The sequence below is a fragment of the Paenibacillus sp. FSL W8-0919 genome (assembly GCF_038003785.1).
Classification (GTDB): Bacteria; Bacillota; Bacilli; order Paenibacillales; family Paenibacillaceae; genus Paenibacillus_AQ; species Paenibacillus_AQ lactis.
This window is the reverse complement of record NZ_JBBOPV010000001.1, coordinates 5665290-5685767: the sequence shown is the minus strand read 5'-3', so window position 1 is coordinate 5685767 and position 20478 is coordinate 5665290. Positions and strand designations below refer to the sequence as shown.

The 20478-nt window shown below is 53.2% G+C and carries 18 protein-coding genes; 17 read left to right on the top strand and 1 reads right to left on the bottom strand.

Annotated elements, in window-relative coordinates; translation table 11 throughout:
• Nucleotides 1-26: 26 nt before the first annotated feature.
• Nucleotides 27-1001 carry a hypothetical protein gene (locus tag NST44_RS25845; protein WP_340901002.1) on the bottom strand — a complete coding sequence of 325 codons (975 nt, stop codon included), beginning with the start codon at nt 999-1001 and terminating at the stop codon, nt 27-29.
• 393 nt (nt 1002-1394) lie between these two features.
• Between NST44_RS25845 and NST44_RS25840 the strand changes: the two genes are divergently transcribed.
• The 17 genes from NST44_RS25840 (at nt 1395) to NST44_RS25760 (ending at nt 20464) form a co-directional block, all read left to right on the top strand.
• Nucleotides 1395-2972, top strand: a complete 1578-nt coding sequence (locus tag NST44_RS25840; RefSeq protein ID WP_340901460.1) for a cobyric acid synthase — start codon at nt 1395-1397, stop codon at nt 2970-2972.
• Between the two features lie 201 nt (nt 2973-3173).
• Nucleotides 3174-4199, top strand: a complete 1026-nt coding sequence (locus NST44_RS25835) for a hypothetical protein (RefSeq protein ID WP_340901000.1) — start codon at nt 3174-3176, stop codon at nt 4197-4199.
• Nucleotides 4200-4216: 17 nt separating this feature from the next.
• Entirely contained in the window at nt 4217-4456 is a 240-nt protein-coding gene (locus tag NST44_RS25830; protein ID WP_007133112.1) for a glutaredoxin family protein, read from the top strand.
• A 296-nt stretch (nt 4457-4752) separates the two neighbouring features.
• Nucleotides 4753-4971, top strand: coding sequence for a hypothetical protein (locus NST44_RS25825; protein ID WP_007133111.1), 219 nt, complete (start codon nt 4753-4755; stop codon nt 4969-4971).
• A gap of 23 nt (nt 4972-4994) precedes the next feature.
• Nucleotides 4995-5684, top strand: a complete 690-nt coding sequence (locus tag NST44_RS25820) for a hypothetical protein (protein WP_007133110.1) — start codon at nt 4995-4997, stop codon at nt 5682-5684.
• The gene (locus NST44_RS25815) at nt 5681-6880 is read left to right on the top strand and encodes a glutathionylspermidine synthase family protein (protein ID WP_007133109.1); all 1200 of its coding nucleotides are present in this window, start codon (nt 5681-5683) and stop codon (nt 6878-6880) included. The genes NST44_RS25820 and NST44_RS25815 overlap by 4 nt, the downstream gene beginning before the upstream one ends.
• Complete coding sequence (locus NST44_RS25810) at nt 6881-7558, top strand: hypothetical protein (RefSeq protein ID WP_007133108.1); 678 nt, start codon at nt 6881-6883, stop codon at nt 7556-7558.
• A complete protein-coding gene (locus tag NST44_RS25805; RefSeq protein WP_007133107.1) occupies nt 7555-7947 on the top strand; it encodes a DUF350 domain-containing protein in 393 nt (130 codons plus the stop codon). The genes NST44_RS25810 and NST44_RS25805 overlap by 4 nt, the downstream gene beginning before the upstream one ends.
• 38 nt (nt 7948-7985) lie before the next feature.
• The gene (locus NST44_RS25800; RefSeq protein ID WP_007133106.1) at nt 7986-9005 is read left to right on the top strand and encodes a potassium channel protein; all 1020 of its coding nucleotides are present in this window, start codon (nt 7986-7988) and stop codon (nt 9003-9005) included.
• A gap of 251 nt (nt 9006-9256) precedes the next feature.
• A complete protein-coding gene (locus NST44_RS25795) occupies nt 9257-9379 on the top strand; it encodes an HPP family protein (RefSeq protein WP_083832690.1) in 123 nt (40 codons plus the stop codon).
• Between the two features lie 782 nt (nt 9380-10161).
• Nucleotides 10162-12396, top strand: coding sequence for a hypothetical protein (locus NST44_RS25790; protein WP_007133105.1), 2235 nt, complete (start codon nt 10162-10164; stop codon nt 12394-12396).
• 48 nt (nt 12397-12444) lie between these two features.
• The gene (locus tag NST44_RS25785; protein ID WP_007133104.1) at nt 12445-13638 is read left to right on the top strand and encodes a HEAT repeat domain-containing protein; all 1194 of its coding nucleotides are present in this window, start codon (nt 12445-12447) and stop codon (nt 13636-13638) included.
• 43 nt (nt 13639-13681) lie between these two features.
• Entirely contained in the window at nt 13682-15049 is a 1368-nt protein-coding gene (locus NST44_RS25780) for a glycosyltransferase family 2 protein (RefSeq protein ID WP_007133103.1), read from the top strand.
• Nucleotides 15050-15101: 52 nt separating this feature from the next.
• A complete protein-coding gene (locus NST44_RS25775; RefSeq protein ID WP_007133102.1) occupies nt 15102-15896 on the top strand; it encodes a response regulator transcription factor in 795 nt (264 codons plus the stop codon).
• A gap of 200 nt (nt 15897-16096) precedes the next feature.
• On the top strand, nt 16097-17458 hold the full coding sequence (locus NST44_RS25770; RefSeq protein WP_040740382.1) for a nucleotide sugar dehydrogenase: 1362 nt from the start codon (nt 16097-16099) through the stop codon (nt 17456-17458).
• A gap of 19 nt (nt 17459-17477) precedes the next feature.
• Nucleotides 17478-18386, top strand: a complete 909-nt coding sequence (locus tag NST44_RS25765) for a hypothetical protein (RefSeq protein ID WP_040740381.1) — start codon at nt 17478-17480, stop codon at nt 18384-18386.
• A gap of 629 nt (nt 18387-19015) precedes the next feature.
• A complete protein-coding gene (locus tag NST44_RS25760) occupies nt 19016-20464 on the top strand; it encodes a polysaccharide deacetylase family protein (protein WP_007133099.1) in 1449 nt (482 codons plus the stop codon).
• Nucleotides 20465-20478: the final 14 nt, after the last annotated feature.

Sequence of the window (20478 nt, the reverse complement as noted above, 5' to 3'; positions counted from 1 at the left end):
GTGACTTGTCGTGTGCTGATGCCCGCTCACCAAGCTTTCCCCATCCAGATATACAGCGGCATTAAAACAAACAGGAACAAGCAAAAGTTAACGGTTACAAAAAGGTATCTGAGTATGGGCTTACGGTGGAATTCCACAGGTGTGCGTAAACCTCCGGTGCCCTCGATCACGAACAGGATCAGCAGCGTGTGGATGATCGTATGGCCGATCACCTCGATGTGACCGAATACAAGGCTTGTCATGAAGAAGATTCCGGTGACGAGCAGTGCGGTGAAGCGGTTCATAATTCCCATGATAAAGGCCCATGCCAAGCCGATCTCAACGAAGGCGCTGATCAACACGAATTGCTCGAGGGTAAAACCGAAGGTGGGAAGTCCGTAGCTGCCCATGACGGAGCAGGCAAGCGCTGGCATGGTCAGCTTTTCCATAGCGAGCCAGGACAGCGAGAACCCCATACATATATAGAGGACGGCGGGAGCGGTTCTCATGAAAGGCGTGTCATAAACGAACAGGCAATAAACGATCCCCACATACATCAAATAATCCAAGGCGTGAAAAACCCCGTATTCCAGCGAAGCTTGGATATACAGCAAGAACAGAATGGCACCGCTTACTTTTAACGTTTTCGTATTGGCCAGACAGGCGGCGGCAATGAATAGCCCAAGGACGATCCACATCGATTTGATGGTGAATTCGGGGGCAAGGTAAGACCCGCTGAATAACTGCAGCAGAAGCCCGATGCCAAGGCCGGTTCGCAGGATGAGCTGGGTGTGCTGCTTCATTCGGCACAGCCATGCATGAATTCGCAGGATCGGACGCGCACGGCTGATCGGCCCGGAGACGGCGCAGGCGAGCCAGAGCATCAGGACGGTAAACGCTAGCCAGAACAGGAAGGACGGGGTGACGATGCTGGAGAAAGGCAGGGGGTCCCATTCGAAGCTATCCGTAAACCATTTTACGTGCACATAGAAGTTGCTAATCTTGGAGAAATGCATTACCATTCACTATGTTCCTCCCTTAACCACTCTAATCACCTATCCAAGATAATACAAAATTAACTTAAAAAGTATATTCTGGACGAATATATCCCTCCTTGTGAAAAATTTATCCCATAAAAAGAACGGTCAGACGGACGAACCTATCGTTTCTTCAGACGCGAAAGATGGAGCGATCCTAAACGCTGTTTTGTTATAATGGTCCTAACCTAAGTTTAATAAAGGAAAAGAGTGACGCAGATGAAGCAAAGCGATGTGGGAGGACCTCGACCGTTCGAGGACAAGACTCGCCGTGACTACGATCATCCCGAGACACAGCATGAGAGCGGCGATCTCAAATACATAACGGAAGCAGCGGGTACGCCCTTGAAGGGGCGTGAAGAGCGGGGAGCCGTGCTTATGCTGCAGGGAACGGCCTCGGATGTCGGGAAAAGCATTGTCACGACGGCATTGTGCCGCATTTTTCTCCAGGACGGCTACCGGCCGGCTCCATACAAATCGCAAAACATGGCGCTTAATTCGTACGTAACGCCAGACGGAAAAGAGATTGGGCGGGCACAGGGCGTTCAGGCTGAAGCCTGCGGCATCGCTGCCACGACCGATATGAATCCGATTTTGATCAAGCCGGTGAAGGACATGACGTCCCAAATCGTCATTCATGGCGTGCCTGAAATGCAGATGAGCGCGATGGATTATAGGAATCGGTTCCTGCCGAAAGCAAAGGACATTGTGCTCGAGGCACTTGAACGACTGCGCCGGCAGCATGACATTGTCGTGATGGAGGGAGCTGGGAGTCCGGCAGAGATCAACCTGAAGGACCGGGACATCGTCAATATGAATTTAGCGGGCTGGGCCGACGCCCCGGTAATCCTCGTTGCGGACATCGACCGCGGGGGCGTGTTTGCCTCTATCGTCGGTACGCTCGAGCTGCTGGAGCCCCATGAGGCTGCGCGGGTGAAGGGCTTCATCATCAACAAGTTCCGAGGGGATGTTGCCTTGCTTAAGCCTGGCCTCGATTGGCTCGAAGAGCGCACAGGCATTCCGGTGCTCGGGGTTCTGCCCTACATTCCGGACATGCGCATTGAGGCGGAGGATTCCGTCGTGCTGGAGAAGCTTGCGCTTCGCTCAGGACCCCGGAAAGAGCTCGATATCGCGGTCATCCGGTATCCGCGGATCTCGAATTTTACCGATGCGGATGCATTGGCCGGCGAACAGGACGTCCAAGTCCGCTTTGTAAGCTCGGCGGATGATTTGGGCGAGCCGGATGTCATCATCCTGCCGGGCTCGAAGGATACGATCGGCGATCTGGAATTTTTGAGGGAGCAAGGCTTGGCACAGTGCATTATGGACCGGGCGCGGGAGAGAAATGTACAGATTGTCGGCATTTGCGGCGGCTACCAGATGATGGGCAAGCGTCTATCCGACCCGGATGCGGTGGAAGGAGGCGCACGTGAAGCGGAGGGGCTCGGGCTGCTGCCGCTGACGACGATCTTCAGAAAAGAGAAGAGAACCGTTCGGGTCCGGGGAAAGCTGGCGCAGGGGCATCCCTTAGCACTGGGCACTCCGGTTCCCGCTGCCGATACGCCCATTGAAGCGTACGAGATTCATATGGGGATCAGTGAATGGAGCGGGTCAAGCGAGGATGGAGCGTATGCACCGCTGTTCATCATGGGACCCGGCCCCGATGGGAACGCCGATTCTTATCCGATGGAAGGTCACTCGGAGGGACTGGGCACTGCGGACGGTTCGGTATGGGGCAGTTATTTGCATGGCCTGTTTGACAATGACGAGCTGCGCAGGGCATGGCTGAACGGCATCCGGCTGAAGAAAGGGCTGGCCCCGATCGGGGAAACCTTCAACGCGCGCAGCCGCAAGCTAGAGGAATTCGACCGGGTAGCGGGCATCGTGCGAAGCCATCTGGATATGGACAAAATCTATGCGATGAGCGGATTAAGGGAGCGGGTCATCCAGGAATAAATGGATTTTCAAACGGGAATATAAATAATAAAGTTGGAGTGGCACCATGCCGACGGCATGGTGTTATTTTGCGTCGATTTTCAATTTTTTGCTCACCAAATGAACGTTACCCTTGATTAAATATAGGATAGGGGGGTATACTAATTACAAGCAAAGAAACATTCATGCAAGTGGACACCTACAGGATTGGAGTGATCGCGGATGAGTAAGAAAATGGCTTTTCTAACATTAACAACCCTGCTGGCTTTCGGTTTCTTCACGGGATGTGATGATCCGAAAGGGGGAGACTCAAGTTCCGGAAACCAACGATCCCCGCAGGATAAGGCCGGCCGTGAGGCGCAGCTTGACGGGCAAGGCGAGCATGGAGCGCATGAAGCCGAAGAAGCTTCAGCACATGGCATACAAGATGTGCAAGAGCCGCACGAGGCGCGTGGAAATCATGGAACACAAGAGGCTCATGGAACGCATACGGCAAACGCATCACATGGAGCACATACAGGACATGGAGCACATGCAGAGCATGGGGCAGGGCATGGAGTTTCGTCGGATGACTACAAGGCGGCCTTCCAATTCAATGCGCTGAACGCAGGCAGCGACACGGAGCTGACTATCAAGATTACCAACAAGGATGGGCAGCCGGTGCAGCAATTCGATGTTAATCATGAGAAGCTGATGCATCTGATCATCGTCAACCACGATCTGTCGTACTTTGAGCACATTCATCCCGATTATCTGGAGAACGGCGTCTTTACCGTGAACACAACATTTCCGGCAGGCGGGAAGTATAAGCTGTTCGCGGATTTCGTTCCCCAGGGCGCTCATGGGGCAACACTTAGCGAGTGGGTAACGGTCGCAGGAGAGGAACAGGCGCATGCACCGATCAAGCCGACAAACCTCGTGCAGCAAGTGGACGGCAAGCGGGTCGAGCTATCGCTCAGCAACACGCTTTCGAATGAAGAGGCTGTGCTCGCCTTCGAATTTCAGGATGCGGCAACCAAGCAAGGCATCGATAATTTGGAGCCGTACCTGGGGGCAATCGGCCATGTCGTTATTTTGTCGGCCGATGCGGAGGAATACATTCACGTGCATCCGGTGGATGAAGACGGAACCGGACCCAAGGCGGAGTTCGCTACAATCTTTCCGAATAGCGGCATCTACAAAATCTGGGGACAATTTCAGCATAAGAACGAGGTCTTTACGACTGCGTTTGTGGTAGAAATCCAATAAATCAAGGAGTGATCGATATGTCCGAAGCGGTAAAAATATATACGATACCAACGTGCAGCGACTGCAATTTTGCCAAACGTTATTTGAAGGAACGGAACGTCCCGTATACGGAATACAACTGTGAGGAAAATCCGGCTTACGCCGAGGAAGTACGGGAGCTGACCGGAAAATCAATTGTACCGACGATCGTGATCAACGGCCGGGTGTTTATCGGCTTTGCCGACAACCTGGACGAGATTCGAAAGCTGATTCCATAAAAAAATTGTTTCACCCATGGCTGGTGGGGGAAGAAGCGCAGGCGATCCTACAAGGATTGCCGCGCTTTTTTTCGTGGGCACCGGAGCAGATGGAGCGGTCGCTTTTGTGCTTACCGCCGGGAAAATTTTTCGAAGTTTAATCCAAATTCACAGGTGTCAAAAATCAGTAGGGGTGTTATTATATGGTTTGTGTCTTTCTTAGGAAAACGGCGATTGATCATGGATCGAGAGGAATCATGAAACGATCGGAGATATGTCACGTATCAATATTCACCAAGCTTTGAAGGAGGGAGATTATGTTGGATAACGGCATGAATGTCATTCTGTTCGAGAAGAAGCCGGACGGAGAGCTCCGGCAGATTGAGGAGCGGACATGGACGATGAACATGGTGACGGCGCTCGAACACGTGAATTATATCGTAGCGGGCGGCCAGGAATATGAGACGATTGAAGGCAGGCTGAATGTAGATTCCGGAAAATTGGAGCTGCTGCTCGTTCCGATGCGGAATGTGTGAATCTTTGTCCGAAAGGAGCAATCATGTTGAGTAATGAAAAAGACAAACAGGAATCGCCGGCATCCAAATGGCTGACGCCGGAAGGCAAGCCGATTCGCGTCCTGTCGAGCTCGCTCGGCATCGCGCTGCTCGCCAATGCGTTTCTGGTATCAGGAGCCACTGCAGCCGGCAACCCGAACGAACTGGCCTCGGAAGCCGTATCTTCGGCCGATGAGCCGAAGCTGGTCTCATGGTCGACCGAGGAAGTGAAGAAATATTTCGATAAGCATACCGACTGGAACATCCCGTTCCCGGAAGAGGAGGATTTCCAGAAAGCCGAGGAAGGCTCGACGGGGTCGGGCTCCGGCGGCACGACGGTCATCAATAACTACAGCGGATACAATGCCGGCTTCGGCTGGGACGATCTGCTGCTCTACCATATGCTGTTTAACAACGGGTCCTATTACTCATCCAGAGGCTGGTACGATAATCACCGCGGCTATTATGCCAACACCGGCAAGCCATACAAGCCACGCACGTACACAAGCGGCGCCTTTCAGAACAAGCCGGTGGTCAACTCCAACGTACGTCCTAAGACCTCGACCTCGTCTTCCGGGACGATCGTTCGGCGCTCGACCTCTTCCAAATCCGGAGGAATCGGAGGCAAGTCCAGCGGCTTCAGCTCGTCGTCCAGCTCGAAATCCAGCTCAAGATCGGGCGGGTTCGGCGGATGACCGATTCGGGCGTGTTTGAAGTCGCAGGACAGCAGGCCCATAACCGGAGCGAGCGAGTGAAGCAGCTTGCCGAGCTCGGGTTCACGTGGGCCGATCTGGAAGAGGAGCCGTACTGGATCGACCAGATCGTGACGATGAACGAAGACGTTTACAATGAGCTCGAGGCTGCGGCCTCCATGCTGTGGCGGATCGTGGACAAGACCGTTCGCTATATTCACGGCAATCATCATATTTACCATCTGATCGGCATCCCGGAAATTCTATGGGAAATGCTCGATCGATGCCCCATACCGGAAGAAGGGCTAATCAGCCGCTATGCCCGATTCGATTTTGCGGTTTCGCATGACGGTGCGATCAAGCTGCTCGAGCTGAATGCCGACACGCCTACCGGCTATGTGGAGGCCTCCATTGCCACCCCTTGGCTATGCCGTCAAGCAGGCATCCGATCCGTGAATGACCGGATGGCTGGACTGGTTGCAGAGGCTTGGGGCGTGGAGCGGCCGGATACGGCAGCCTGCATCGGCTATGGCGAGCACCTGGAGGATTCCGGTACGATTGAGGCTTTGGTCCGGCACAGCGGATTGGACGTCCGATTGGTGGATTGCCTGGATCTGTGGGTGGACGAAGGCGTTTTGAAGGACGGCGACAACCGGGAAATCCGCAGGATGTTTGCCTTGTATCCAAAGGAGTGGATGTCCGTCGATGAGGGCGGTGACGCACTGGCCTACGCGATTGAGACCGGAAACCTTGCGCTGTTTAATCCGCCGCACAGCATTCTGATGCAGTCCAAAGGTCTGATGGCCGCGATCTGGGGCATGTTCGAGCTGGGACTGCTGTTCGGTCCGGAGGAACGGGAGGCCATTGAGAAATACATGCTTCCGACCTATAACAAGCCGGTATTCTCCGGCAATTTCGTCTCCAAGTCGATGTTCGGCAGGGAAGGCGGCTCGGTAAAGCTGTACGATAACTCGGGGGAGCTGGAGGTAGAGGATCAGGACGGTTACGACACCAGTGTAATGTTCCCGACGGTCTATCAGCAGCGAGCCGAGCTGGCCCGAATCCGCACAGCGGAGGGCGAGTTTCATCTATTAACAGGCTTGTTCATCCTGAATGGCACGCCTTGCGGGCTGCTGGGACGGGCGGGCGGTCTGATTACGGGAAATACGAGCCATTTTATCGCAATAGGAGTGAAGTAAATGGAATGGAATGAAGGAAAGGAGCACCAAGCTGCGCCTCGCAGGAAACGCAGATTCTCGCTTGCCGCATACGGATGGCTGGCGGCAAGCCTGATGCTTTTATTCGTGCTGAGCGCGTGCTCCAGCAGCCAGACGGTGTTTCATACCGGGAGCTCGGGGGAGGAATCCATTTCTACGGCAAGAGTGCCTTGGGATTACCGGATTGTCGAGGGCACCGTGGGTGATCTGATCGGCGGGGATATGACCGTGCTGCCGGATAATGAGCTGCTGCCCAACGACGGCAACTATGCGACCGGGGACAAGATCTGGACGCTGCAGTTTATGGACGCCGAGCTGACGACCGACGAGAACCAGCGGAATAATATCCGCTTATCCTCTTGGCAGACGATCAAATCCTACAAGGATGAGAAATCGGCCCAGGCAGATCTGACCAACCTCAAAGTCATCGTCAAAACGGATGTGGAGCTGGTGGGCGTGTACGCAACGACGCATAAAAACGAAACAAGACGCTTTGCCGTAATCGAGCTGCCGACGGGGAACCGGATCAAGCAGCCGATCGACGAGAAGCGTTATACAGCAATGGAAAAAGAGAAGACGGTTGATGTTGTATTGGAGGAAGTACATGACTTCGCCGATTACGACTTGGCCTATGCAAAATTTCGGGGGTGGGCGGAGTGACGGTTGTTATCAATATCGCAGTTAGCGTGGTGTGCATGATTCTGCTTCAATTGCTGGGGATGCTAGTATTCAGCTGGATGACCCGGTTTAACGACATGGAAGAGCTGAAGAAGGGGAACGCGGCCGTAGGGCTGGCCTTCGGCGGCAAGTTTATGGGAACGGCGATCATCTTGGGCGTCTCCGCCTATACGAATTCATCGATCTGGCACATGATGCTGTGGTTTGCCGTCGGGTATGTGTGCCTGATCGTCGTCTATTGGGTGTTTGAGCTCGTAACGCCGGGCCTGAATATTTCCGAGCATTTGCAGAAGGGGAATATGGCCATCGGCATTTTGCTTGCGATGGTGTTTATCGGCACGGCTTTTGCTGTAAGCAGCCTGATCATCTAAAGCTTCGTACAGCAAATGCGGGAGAGGAGCAGTAGTGGGTGCATTTTATCCTAAAATGGTCTTTAAAAATGATGCGTCTGCGCAAAACCACCATCACCTGCATCGTGGTGCTGTTTGTCGCATTGAGCGCAACCGCCGCCTATTTGCTGGAGCCGGATACCTATAAAACGTGGTTCAACGCGCTGTACTGGGTGCTGACCACGATGGCAACGGTAGGTTATGGCGATTATTATGCCGTCACCGTACCGGGTAAGGTGCTGACGATATTTTTGTATATTTTCGGCATCGGGCTCCTCAGCCTGGTGATCGGGAAGATCGTAGAAGCTTTCGGCAGCATGCAGCGACAGAGAGGAGCGGGCAGATTGAATTATCGCGGCAAAGATCATGTCATCATTATCAATTGGAGCAAAAAGGCACAGTCCGCCATCGATGAAATATTGTCCTATGATTCGGCACCGGGCATCGTCGTTATCGACGAATCCGGACGTCATCCGGTTGAGCATCTCGAGCAGGTGCATTTTGTTAGCGGGGACCCGGCTGCAGATGATACGTTATCCAGAGCCAATATCCATGAGGCGAAAGCGGCGATCATCTTTGCCGATTCGCGGATTGACGAGGCTTCGCTGATCGATGGGAAGTCGCTTCTCATCGCCTCGAGCATCGAGCGGCTTGCGCCCAAAGTGCATACGACGGTTGAGATCGTGCAGGAGCAGAATGTTCAGAATTTTCGTCATATTGATGTGAATGAATTTGTGCTGTCGCACGATGCCGTTTCCCGGTTAGCGGTCCGCGCCGCGCTGCAGGAAGGCAACTCGGATGTACTGATGCAGCTGCTGAGCCGCTCGTTTGGCGATGACATTTACGAGATTCCGGTGAGCAGCGTCTGGAAGACCTATGGCGATGCTTTCCAGGATTTGCTCCGTCAGGGCGCAACGCTGATCGCCGACCGGAGCGATCTGGGAATCAACCGCAAGCTGGGACAGCCGATTCCCGGGGATGCACGGCTCTATATCGTTTCGGATGAGGCGACATATCGGAGAATCGCAGATAAAGAATAAAGGTAAAGGCTCGTAAGCCCTCGCGCTCAAGATGACAATCTTGCCGGCGTGGGCTTTTTTTTTAGGTCCATTTTCGGGATGAAAAGGACGTCATTGGCCCGAAAGGTCCATGAGCAGATGCTCACTGCTTCTCTCCTGCTTCATAGGAAATCGCTTAGCTTTCTAGGAGAGAGGGCCTCTGCTTCATAGGCCGCCGCCCCGCTCCCGACCGTACGGCCCATCCTTCGGCAAGCGTTGCCCCGCTGGTCGTCATGAAGGCCGGAAGCGGCTGGTCGTTTCTGCTGACCTCGGTGCTGGCCGGAGCAATCATCATTGTGCCGGTTGCCCTTCTGGCCAATCATGCGGTAAAGCAGCGGAGATATCCAGCTTTTTGAGGATACATCCTTTTTTTGCTTTGTAAAATTAATGGATGCACAGGCAATATATATCTTTATATTGGAGGATCAGTTCCATGGACATGCGGCGACCGGGAATGGATCCTTTCTTTGTTGCGGCGGCGATAATTAAGAATTTGTAACTAATACATATACCATAAAAAGCGGATTTCGAAACAGCATCCCGGAAAAATAGGATAGGATTACCACTTGAACCTGAGTTGTAAAACTATAGAATAAAAACCAACCCGGTACGGGACTCTATTCTTATTTTGTAGATATGGATAATATTTACAAACCTTGATGGAATGCGGTTCTCAGCCGTTTTTTTATAAGACTAAGGTATCAATTTTGTAATAACTATGGATAAAGATGTAAAAACGACCGGAACTTTAGCAATTTTTCTGCGTTTATATTAACGATTCACGAAAATTTTCAGAAAACCTTCGTGATTACGCTGAACTCATCTCATGTACTGCTGTATAGGGATTCTTCGGGTTAAACAGCGTCCAATTTTTTAGACACGCAGCGAGCTAACATTCGGATGCAATCTTGTCAAACAGCACGGCTGAGAGAAGAGCAAAGCATGCTTCGGGGGAGAACCACGAATGATTGAAGGTTTTACTTCTTTATGACTACTATTCCAATGGGAAAAGTTAGTAAAGAAGAAATATGGTATCGGGCGTGTATCGGCCGTAGAATGACGAGTAGCAGCTCCGTCTTCACGAACAAGCCGGTACGCAATCATTATGGATTGAAAGGGCAGGTGAACGAAGAAGACGATGAGCAGACGAAAATGGTGGGTTGCCGCAGCACTGTGCACTATAGTGCTTCTGAGCGGTGCCGCTGTAATACTCGGAAACTTCCGTCCGGTCATAACGACGTATGCGGGAGCGGACGGTGTGAAGATGAAATTCAAAACGGAAGGCACTTCTTTCCTTGTGTACGGGGAAGATGAGAGCTGGCGTGAGATATTCGCCAAGGGCGTCAATCTCGGCGCGACCGTTCCGGGACATTTTCCGGGTGCGTTGCCGGCAACCGAAGAAGACTACTTGCGTTGGTTCAAACAGATTGATGATATGGGAGCAAACGTCATTAGGGTCTACACCGTACACAATCCGGTCTTCTACTCGGCCCTGGTGAAGTACAACCGGGACAAGGGTGAGGATCCCCTCTATTTCATGCAGGGGATATGGTCTCCGGAAGAGCAGCTGATCGAGCGTCGGGATGCATACGACGAAGAGATTGTGCAGACGTTTAAAGCCGAGATTTCCAAGGCGGTTGCGGCTGTATACGGCGATATTACCGTAGAGCCGAAGCATGGACAGTCAAGCGGCGAGTATAAGACGAATGCGGGCAAATATTTGATGGCCTGGCATTTGGGAACCGAATGGGATCCGTCCATGGTCGACAACACGAACAGGGTACATAAGGATGCTCCAAGATACGACGGGGCATTCTTCTCCGGCACAAAGGATGCGAGTCCCTTCGAGAACTGGCTGGCCTCATTGCTGGATTATACGGCTCAGCAAGAGCAAAAGTACGGCTGGCAGCATCCGATGACCTTTACGAATTGGGTCACGACCGATGTGCTGGAACATCCGGGTGAGCCGCTGTTTGAAGAGGATCTGGTGTCCGTCGATGCCCGGCATATTGAACCGGTTAATTGGAGTGCCGGATACTTTGCGGCCTATCACGTGTATCCTTACTATCCGGATTTCTTCCGTACCGACAAAACCTTGCAGACGATTCCGGACGGGAATGGAGGATATAACACCTACAAGGCCTACCTCCGCAAGCTGAAAGCGGAGTATGACGATATGCCGATCATGGTTACCGAGTACGGCGTGCCATCATCGATCGGCGTCTCGCACCACGGCCCCGGCGGTCGGGATCAAGGGGGGCATGATGAAGCCGAGCAGGGCGAAATTAATGCCTCACTGACCCAGGAGATATTCGATGAAGGCTATTCCGGGGCGATATTGTTCATGTGGCAGGACGAATGGTTTAAGAAAACATGGAATACGATGCCTTTTGAAATACCGGCAGACCGGCGGGCATTCTGGTTGAATGTGCTGACGAACGAGAAGATGTTCGGCGTTCTCGCCATGCAGCCGGGAAAAGAAGGGCAGATTTCCATTGACGGCGATTTGGCCGATTGGGATAAGCTTCCTGAGGGAGAGGTCAAACAGTGGGAAGGGACGGCCCCGGGCGTTAAGGGAATGAAGCTTACGCATGATGAAGCATACCTGTATATCGGGATGGAGCTTGAGGAAGCCTTCGATCCGGAAGATTCCAAGCTGTTCATCGGAGCGGATACGATTCCCGGCGGGGATATTCCCAAAAAGGAGCTTGCTGGAAGATCGCTTACAGGGGGCGAACTGGAGACGCTCATCCAGCTTGGTCAGGATGACGAATCCCAGGTAAGCATCGCGCCGTCCTATGATTTCCACAGCCGTTTGTACGGCAAGGACGGATATTGGATGCTGCCGGATAAACCGAAAGCCGGGAGCAAGGATGATCCGATCGTCCCAGGCGGCACGTTCCATGCCTGGAAGCTGGCGATCAGTCTGATGATGAACCCGCCGGACACACGGTTTGCACACCCGTTCATTGACGAGACGGTGGGCATGCTCAAGCGGGGCAGCAGTGATCCGGAGTCCCATGATTTCAACTCTCTGACTGCTTGGCAGTCCAAGGACCGATTCGTGGAGATGCGCATTCCTTGGATGCTGCTGGGCTTCGGAGACCCTAGCTCTCTTCAGGTGGTCGATTACAGTCCGCTCAAAAATAAACGGGAGTTTTCGACCGTGACAACCGAAGGAATAAAACTTGCTCCATGGATCGCGAAGCTGTCGGAGCTTGACGGGTCGGCAGACCCTGCGGCGGACACCCGGGAGATCGATCTCGGGAAGATTCAGCCGTACACCTGGGAGCTGTGGGAAACGCCTGTGTACAGTGAGCGCTTGAAGCAAAGCTATTACGATATGCAGGAAATATTCACTCGTCTGCCTTAAGTTCTCGAGGGCGGCCAGATGCTAAATACAAAGAGGAGGCACTCGATTATGTTTTCAAATTTAGCCTTGGCCTACGGATTTATCTATGTTTGCCTTGGCCTGATTGCAGCCGGAATCATTGTGCTGTTCTACATGAAGATCAAGCATAATGCCGAGCAGCGGGAAATGGAGCATTATGCTGCCAAGCATCACGATTACTTTGTTTATGTTCAGGCCCATCTGCATGATGATATCAAGCTTGAGCTGCCGCCAGGGAAGCTGACCCGTGCCGAGCGCAGGGTCATCCAGGCAAAATTCATCGAATGGATCGAGCAGTTCAAGGGAGAAGCGAGGGAGAAGCTCCTTCACCTGTGCAGGGAAGCAGGCTTCGTGGAAGAGGATCTGCGGGCGTTGTCCAACCCGCGCAAAGGACGCCGCATTGAAGCGGCGTACCGGCTTGGGGGCATGCGTGCCGAAGAGGCGGTACCACAGCTTCAGCAGCTGATGAACCGGACCCGTTACGGACCGCAGACCATCATCTTGGCCAGAGCCATTGCCAAGAGCGCGAATGAGCAGCGGCAAATCCGTGAAATGCTGTCGCGGTTGCTGTCGTACGGCAAGGCCATTCATCATATGGCCGCCGACATTTTGCTTGAGACTCGGCTGGACGCTCCAAGCTTGATGCGCAAGCTGCTGGATGATCAGGACCCGGGACTCGTCAAGGTGGCGCTCGTTGCGATGTGGGGACAGGCTGTTCCGGCAGCCGTTCCTACATTGAACCGGCTGGTCGGCTCTGAGGAGAAGGATGTGCGGGCCGAGGCGGTAAAGCTGTATCTGGGCTCCAATCCGGCGCTTAAAGACGATACGATCGCTGCGCTCATGCGCGATCATGCTTGGGAGGTCCGGGCAGCGGCAGCCAAAGCGCTCGGAAGGCTTCATGCGGCCGGAAGCATTCCGCTACTGGCTGAGGCGCTGAAGGACGAGAACTGGCATGTCCGCAACAATAGTGCGGAAAGCTTGGCGATGCTGGGCGAGCAGGGCTTCGAAACGCTGTGCCAGGCCGCTCTTACGGGCACAGGTCCTGCGAGAGAGACGGCGCTGTACCGGATTGAACGGATCATGGCGAAGGAAGGCGACCATGAAGAGGTCGAGCAAATGGTGGCATTCAATAAGAAAAAGCTTGTTTATGACCGTTACTTCGGCATTCAACCAAGTAAACGGATCGGAACAGTTGCAGGAGTAGGAGGGGATTACACTGCTTAGGGATATCCTGCTCACTTACGGCACGGTGGCGATTTACTACGTCATGGCCGTCAGCGCGCTATATTTTGTAATAATTATGCTTTCTTTCAGAAACATCTGGGATATTTACAGACGGGCGTCCTATTCCAAATATAATACGCTCTCGGGGTCGGAGCTCGTCCCGTCGGTTTCGCTGCTGGTTCCTGCATATAACGAGGAGTTGACCATCACGGAGAACGTCCGCTGTCTCATGACGCTCAATTATCCGACCTATGAGGTAATCGTGATCAACGACGGCTCCTCGGACCGGACGCTCGATGTGCTGATTAAGGAATACGAGCTGACGCTGCTGCCTAATCCGGAAGTTCGCGGAAGGCTCGAGACCAAACCAGTGCGAGGGGTCTATTACAACCCGCAGTATCCGCATCTGTACGTCATCGACAAGGAGAACGGCGGCAAGGCCGATTCCTTGAATGCGGGCATTAATCTTTCGCGTTACCCGCTCATTTCCTCGATTGATGCGGATTCCCTGCTGGAGAAGGATGCATTGATCCGAATGGCTCGGATGTTCATGGAGAATCCGGAGGAGACGGTGGCCATCGGCGGCGACGTTCGGATCGCGAACGGCTGCGTGATCGAGAACGGAGCGGTCAAGAACGTATCCCTGCCGCGCAAAATGTGGCCGATGTTCCAATCGATCGAATATATGAAAGCCTTCCTGGGCGGACGGATCGGTTGGAGTCAGATCAATGGCCTGATTATCGTCTCCGGCGCCTTCGGCATGTTCCGCAAAGACTACGTAATCGCTGTAGGCGGCTACCGGGGCGGCTATCCCGGCGAGGATATGAACATCATCATCAAGCTGCACCGCTATATGCTTGAGAATAAAATCCGATACCGCGTCGCTTTTTGTCCGGAAGCGGTGTGCTGGACGCAGGCGCCGGACACGTACAACATTCTGTCCAACCAGCGCAAGCGCTGGGGACGCGGTAACCTGAAGAACATGATTGAGAACCGCGATATGGTATTCAATCCGAAGTACAAAGTCATGGGGCTCCTGACGATGCCCTACAACGTTATTTTTGAAGCGTTAAACCCTTACTTCAGAATTACGGGCCTTCTGGCTCTGCTTGGATATGTCATGCTGGATATGACCAATTGGCACGTGCTGCTGGTATTCGGATTGGTGAATTTCCTGAGTGGTTATCTGCTCAGCATCGGCGCACTCCTGCTTGAGGAAATCGCCTTCCGCCGCTACACGAAGCTGTCCGACCTGGTGAAAATGCTTCTGTTCTCGGCGCTGAAATTCGTCGGTTATCATCAACTGGGTGTGCTGTGGAGAGTACAGGGCCATATCCAATACCTGCAAAACAACAATTCATGGGGGACCATGACGCGGCAGAGCTGGAAAGATAAGAAGGAAGCGGCATGACATCAGGCCCAAAGTTCACATCAAAAAATAAAGAGAGGTGGGACTAGCAGTTATGTCTCAATCCGTAACATTGCAACGTGGACAGGCGGTTGATTTTTACGGCCGTCTGGAGGAGGAAGTGAGAGAACACCAAAGCGGCGCAGCCTTGCTGTTTCTGTACTGCGAAGGCCAGCCCGGAACGGAGTCCTGCGTTCAGCAATTCGTGGATCAGCTGCCGGGCGTGGAAACGGAGGTGCTTCGGGACGAGAGCACGGGCGTGCTTGCCGTCGTTATGCCGGGATTCACGCTCGATGCGGCCCACTATCAGGCGCTGCTGCTGAAGCAGCACTTGCAAAGCCGGCTTCAGCAGGCGGATCCGCGGATTACGCTGGCGGCCATACAGGAGGCGCCGTCGATGCAGACGATGAAGCAGATGGCTGAGACCGCGCGTCTCAGCATATCCTCCGACATTCATATATTCACGGAAGAGGATACAGGCGGCGCTCAAAGCCGCATCCTGATCGTGGATCAGGACAAAGCGGTTAGGGAATTTCTCCAAATTCGGCTTACGATGCAGGGTTATGAAACGCTGGAGGCCGTGGACGGTCTGGAAGCATTGGAGCTCATCCCGAAATGGGAGCCGGATCTGGTGCTGACCGAGCTGAACCTGTATGGGATTGACGGCCTTCCGTTCATTCATCATATCCAGCAGCTTGATATGAAACATCCGCCCAAAATCGTTGTGCTGACGGAGAAGCGCGTCGAGCAAACGATTAGTCAATGCTTCCAGAGCGGGGTGGATGATTATGTGACGAAGCCATTCTCGCCGGTGGAGCTGGATGCCCGCATCCGGCGCTGCCTTCACTAAAGCGGGTGGACTTCAACGGTTCACTCACCGCAGGCGAAATGTTCATGGGAGCGGGAAATCGAGCTTTTTAGGCTGCAAGCTGCATCATTGCCGTGCCTCCCATAAGAAAGAGAGACCTACTGTATTTTTTTGAGATCCTTCAAAATGAAGGATTTCAGGCAGACCGAACAGACTATACATCCGATGGAGGTTGAATGCTTGTGAACGAAGAATACGAAACTTTATTGAACGCCATTGAGAATAAAAAGGCGGTATTAGGTGTTGTGGGACTGGGCTATGTGGGACTGCCGCTGGCTGTAGAAATGGTCAAGCAGGGTTTCACGGTTGTCGGGATCGATCTTGATCCGAACAAGATTGACCGGATTTACCGCGGCGATTCGTATATTACCGACATTTCGTCAGAGGAGCTAGCCGCATGCATGGAGACCGGACGCTTCAAGCCGACGACCGACTACAGCATGATCGCGGTGATCGACGCAGTCAGCATCTGCGTACCGACTCCGCTCAGCGAAAACCAGGACCCGGATACGTCTTATATTACGATGGTGGTCGATCAAATCAAGCGATTCATGAAACCTAATCTGCTCATTACGCTGGAGAGCACAACCTATCCGGGAACGACGGAGGAGCTGATCCAGCATGAGATCGAGAAGCTCGGGTTCAAGGTCGGCAAGGACTTTTACCTGTGCTTCTCGCCGGAGCGGGTGGATCCCTCCAACAGCAAGTTCAATACGCGGAATACCCCGAAGGTGATCGGCGGCACGACCGAAGCTTGCCTTAAGCTGGGCGTTGCGCTTTACCGTCAGTATGTCGAGACGGTGGTTCCGGTCAGCAACCCGAAAGTAGCCGAAATGTCGAAGCTGCTGGAGAATACGTTCCGCAGCGTGAACATTGCCTTCGTGAATGAGATGGCGATGATGTGCGACCGGATGGGGATCGATGTCTGGGAAGTCATCAATGCCGCCGCTACGAAGCCGTTCGGATTCATGCCGTTCTACCCGGGACCGGGCATCGGCGGACACTGCATTCCGCTAGATCCGATGTATCTGTCCTGGAAGGCGAAGGGCTTCCGCTTCTACAGCAAATTCATCGAGCTGGCCCAATCGACCAACGACAATATGCCTTACTACGTCATCAACAAGACGGCAACGATACTGAACGAATATGCGAAATCGGTCAAGCGCTCCAACATTTTGCTGCTGGGAATGGCCTATAAACCGGATATCAGCGACCTGCGGGAGTCACCGGGGCTTGAGGTATATGAGCTGTTCAAGGAAAACGGGGCCAAGGTGGAGTACTACGATCCGTACGCCAGCAGCTTTGTCGACAAGAACGGGGTGACGGTCCGCAGCGTGGAATACGATCTGGCCAGATTCCGCAGCTACGATTGCATCGTGCTGATCACGAATCACAGCAAGCTGGACTACGGCACCATTGCATCCCTTGGTGTTCCGATTCTGGATACGCGAAATGCGTTTAAGGATTACGCGCGTCCGCATATCTATAAAATCGGCCATTCCGTCCAGCATGTGACCGAGCCGGACGAAGCGGTTCTGATCTAAAGACATCGAAAGGAGAGGAATGAGGTTGAACCACGCAAAAGCAAAGTACGGCATCCTTGCGGTCCTCATCGGTCTTTTGCTGCTGATCCTCTTTCTTCCCCATTCCGAGAAGGTGAATCAGAACAAGGCGACCTGGCTGTGGGATGCAAGTCTGATTCGGAACGAGACGGAGGAAATTGTCGCGTTCAGCGTGAATCACGGAATAACGACGATCTTCCTGCAGATCCAGCAGGATGTGCAGGAGGAGGAGTATCGCCGCTTTATATCGGCGGCATCGCGTCAGGGCATCCAGGTTCACGCGCTGGACGGCCACCCGGAGTGGGCTTACGAAAACGGCCGCGAAGAAGGGCTTAAGCTGTTGTCTTGGCTTGAGGCCTACAACCAAGCAGCCTCGCCGGAGGAGCGGTTTCAGGGTGTGCAGCTGGATGTGGAGCCTTACGTGCTGAAGCGTTGGGATCGCGAGCAGGCGCAGGTGGTGAAGGAGTGGAGCGCCAACCTGGAAGCCTGGGTGCAGGAGGCCGAGCGCATCGCCCTTCCCCTTAGCGCGGCGGTTCCTTTCTGGCTGGATTCCGTACCGGGGCCGGAAGGCAACCAAGTGGGCTCTTTCAGTCGCTGGATGATCGAGCGTACGGATTCGATCGCAATCATGGCTTACCGTGACAGCGGCGAGCAGATGTACGAGCTGTCCAAGGAGGAGCTGGAGCAGGCGGATGAGCTTGGCAAATCGGTTTGGATCGGGATGGAGCTTGCCAATACGGATGAAGGAGAGCATCTCACCTTCTATGCCAAGAGCCGGGGAGAAATGGAGGACGAAGCGAAACGGGCCGCCTCGCTCGGAAGCGAGCATCCGTCATTTGCCGGCATCGCGGTCCATCATTATCAGGCTTGGGTGCACAAGAACATGGCGATGGCTGAGGATGAGCAGTAGAGAGGCAACTATCCGGACATTCATCCCTTGCTCCGATCCGTGAATAATAGGCTTTGATTCTCGACGATAAATGATTTGCATCAATGAACCGGAAGCGGTATGTTAATGATAGAGACTTCGTGTTTCGCTAAGACACCTTCGACGTCTATATAGACGGGCGAAGGTGTTTTTTTGTTTCTAATTTTTTTGTTTCTATATTATTTGTTCTCTATAACCAGCTGCGGATGCCGTCAAAATCGATGCGCTACGAAAAAAATCCTGGGGGATTTGAGTCGCTGCCAAAATTTTTCGGAAAAATTTTTTTGAACGGATAAAGTGGGTGGAGACGCGGATTACGGGCCGATAGCGGCTTTCCTTCGACCTATGGCGTCCTTCTGCATATTCCGACTTATTCAGATTTTATTTAGAGTGCCTCTATATACTGATCAATGGCATGCGGCTGGATCGATCAACTATCGCTCGCAAAAGAACAGGTGAAGCGGGATTTTCATGTCGAGTTTCTTTGAAAATGAAAGTAATTGATGAAAAAAATTGAGAAAAGCTGTCGCAATTAGAAAAAATAATCTATATTCTAATTAGGAAATTAGAAGGGAGACTAAGGTCCCGCAATGAATAGAAGGAGTATAAATATGAATGGAATATCTACAAAATCACGGGCCGTGTTACGCAGTATCCTGATCGTCGTCGTTCTGTTGCTGCTGCCTGCGTGCAGCCTCTTCGGAGGATCTGCTGCAACCAAGGAGGAGCCCGGCCCGGTGGAGCCTGCAGCCAAGGTCGAACGGTTCACCGGCGAGAAAAGCCGGGAGATCGATTTCGTGTATACGGCGCGAAAAGAGCTGTCCTTGACCTTTAACGGCATGGGGGACAAACAGACGATGCAGGCACTGCTGAACGAGCTCGACACATACAATATCAAGGCGACCTTTTTTCTTCCCGGGATGAGAGTCGCGGAGGAGCCTGATATCGCGAAGGAGATTTTGGCCAGAGGACATGAGATCGAGAACAATACGCTCAACGCGCTCGATATGAGCAAGCTCGATTATGACGGGGTGTATAAGGAGATTCATCTGGCGAACGATGTGATCCAGCGAGAAACGGGCGTTCAGCCGAAGTATATTCGGACCCGTTCCGGCGACTACCCTGAGGATGTCCCGCTGGCGGCCGCGCATCTGGGGATGAAGGCCGTCGTAAGCTACAACATTAATCCGAAGGATCGCAACATGCAAAGTGCTAAAGAGCTTGGCGAGTATATCGCAAGGTATATGTCCAGGGGCGGAATTATTTCGCTGAACACGGACATCAATCCGGAAGTGGTCGGTTCCGTGAAGTATATTGCCGAGGCTGCCGGCGACATCGGGTATTCGCTTATAACACTGGACGAGCTGGTGAACAACGGCGGCGTGCGGAAGCCACTGGAGCAAATTCCGGGCTACGACGCGGCCAAGATCGATCCTGATTATAAAAATTCGAAGTACGAGCTGGTCTACAAAGCTGATACGAATCGCAAAGAGGTGGCGCTGACGTTTGACGACTTTGGCAGCGACAAAACGGTGACCAAGATTCTGGACATCCTGGAGGAGCATGATGTCAAGGCAACCTTCTTCCTCCGGGCCAAGGGCGTCGAGTCCAACCCGAACCTGGCCCGGGCCATGGTGGAGGGCGGACATGATGTAGCCAACCATTCCTACAGCCATCCTGTTGTAACTACCCTTACTCCAGAGGAACTGCAAGAGGATGTCGTCAAAGCTCACCAAGTCATCACGGAAGCCATTCAGGAGCAGCCTGTCATGCTGTTCCGGCCGCCGACGGGCGTCGTTGACGATATCCGCGCCAAGGCGCTGGCGGCAACCGGATACCCGGTCATCGCCATGTACGATGTCACGACGCTGGATTGGGACGTGAGCAACAGCGCGGACGACATCGTCCACGGGGTCATGACGAAGACGGAGCCGGGAAGCGTCATCCTGCTCCATATGCTCGATGACATCCATACGATCGAAGCACTGCCAAGGGTGCTCGAAGGGCTCAAGGAGAAGGGCTATACGTTCGTGAAGATGGCGGACATGATCCAGGAATAACAATTTGCAAAATG

Coding starts and splice junctions, on each gene's coding strand:
- NST44_RS25845 (WP_340901002.1), bottom strand. CDS start 1,001: ATGGTAATGCATTTCTCCAAGATTAGCAACTTCTATGTGCACGTAAAA.
- NST44_RS25840 (WP_340901460.1), top strand. CDS start 1,395: ATGCTGCAGGGAACGGCCTCGGATGTCGGGAAAAGCATTGTCACGACG.
- NST44_RS25835 (WP_340901000.1), top strand. CDS start 3,174: ATGAGTAAGAAAATGGCTTTTCTAACATTAACAACCCTGCTGGCTTTC.
- NST44_RS25830 (WP_007133112.1), top strand. CDS start 4,217: ATGTCCGAAGCGGTAAAAATATATACGATACCAACGTGCAGCGACTGC.
- NST44_RS25825 (WP_007133111.1), top strand. CDS start 4,753: ATGTTGGATAACGGCATGAATGTCATTCTGTTCGAGAAGAAGCCGGAC.
- NST44_RS25820 (WP_007133110.1), top strand. CDS start 4,995: ATGTTGAGTAATGAAAAAGACAAACAGGAATCGCCGGCATCCAAATGG.
- NST44_RS25815 (WP_007133109.1), top strand. CDS start 5,681: ATGACCGATTCGGGCGTGTTTGAAGTCGCAGGACAGCAGGCCCATAAC.
- NST44_RS25810 (WP_007133108.1), top strand. CDS start 6,881: ATGGAATGGAATGAAGGAAAGGAGCACCAAGCTGCGCCTCGCAGGAAA.
- NST44_RS25795 (WP_083832690.1), top strand. CDS start 9,257: ATGAAGGCCGGAAGCGGCTGGTCGTTTCTGCTGACCTCGGTGCTGGCC.
- NST44_RS25790 (WP_007133105.1), top strand. CDS start 10,162: ATGAGCAGACGAAAATGGTGGGTTGCCGCAGCACTGTGCACTATAGTG.
- NST44_RS25785 (WP_007133104.1), top strand. CDS start 12,445: ATGTTTTCAAATTTAGCCTTGGCCTACGGATTTATCTATGTTTGCCTT.
- NST44_RS25780 (WP_007133103.1), top strand. CDS start 13,682: ATGGCCGTCAGCGCGCTATATTTTGTAATAATTATGCTTTCTTTCAGA.
- NST44_RS25775 (WP_007133102.1), top strand. CDS start 15,102: ATGTCTCAATCCGTAACATTGCAACGTGGACAGGCGGTTGATTTTTAC.
- NST44_RS25765 (WP_040740381.1), top strand. CDS start 17,478: ATGAGGTTGAACCACGCAAAAGCAAAGTACGGCATCCTTGCGGTCCTC.
- NST44_RS25760 (WP_007133099.1), top strand. CDS start 19,016: ATGAATGGAATATCTACAAAATCACGGGCCGTGTTACGCAGTATCCTG.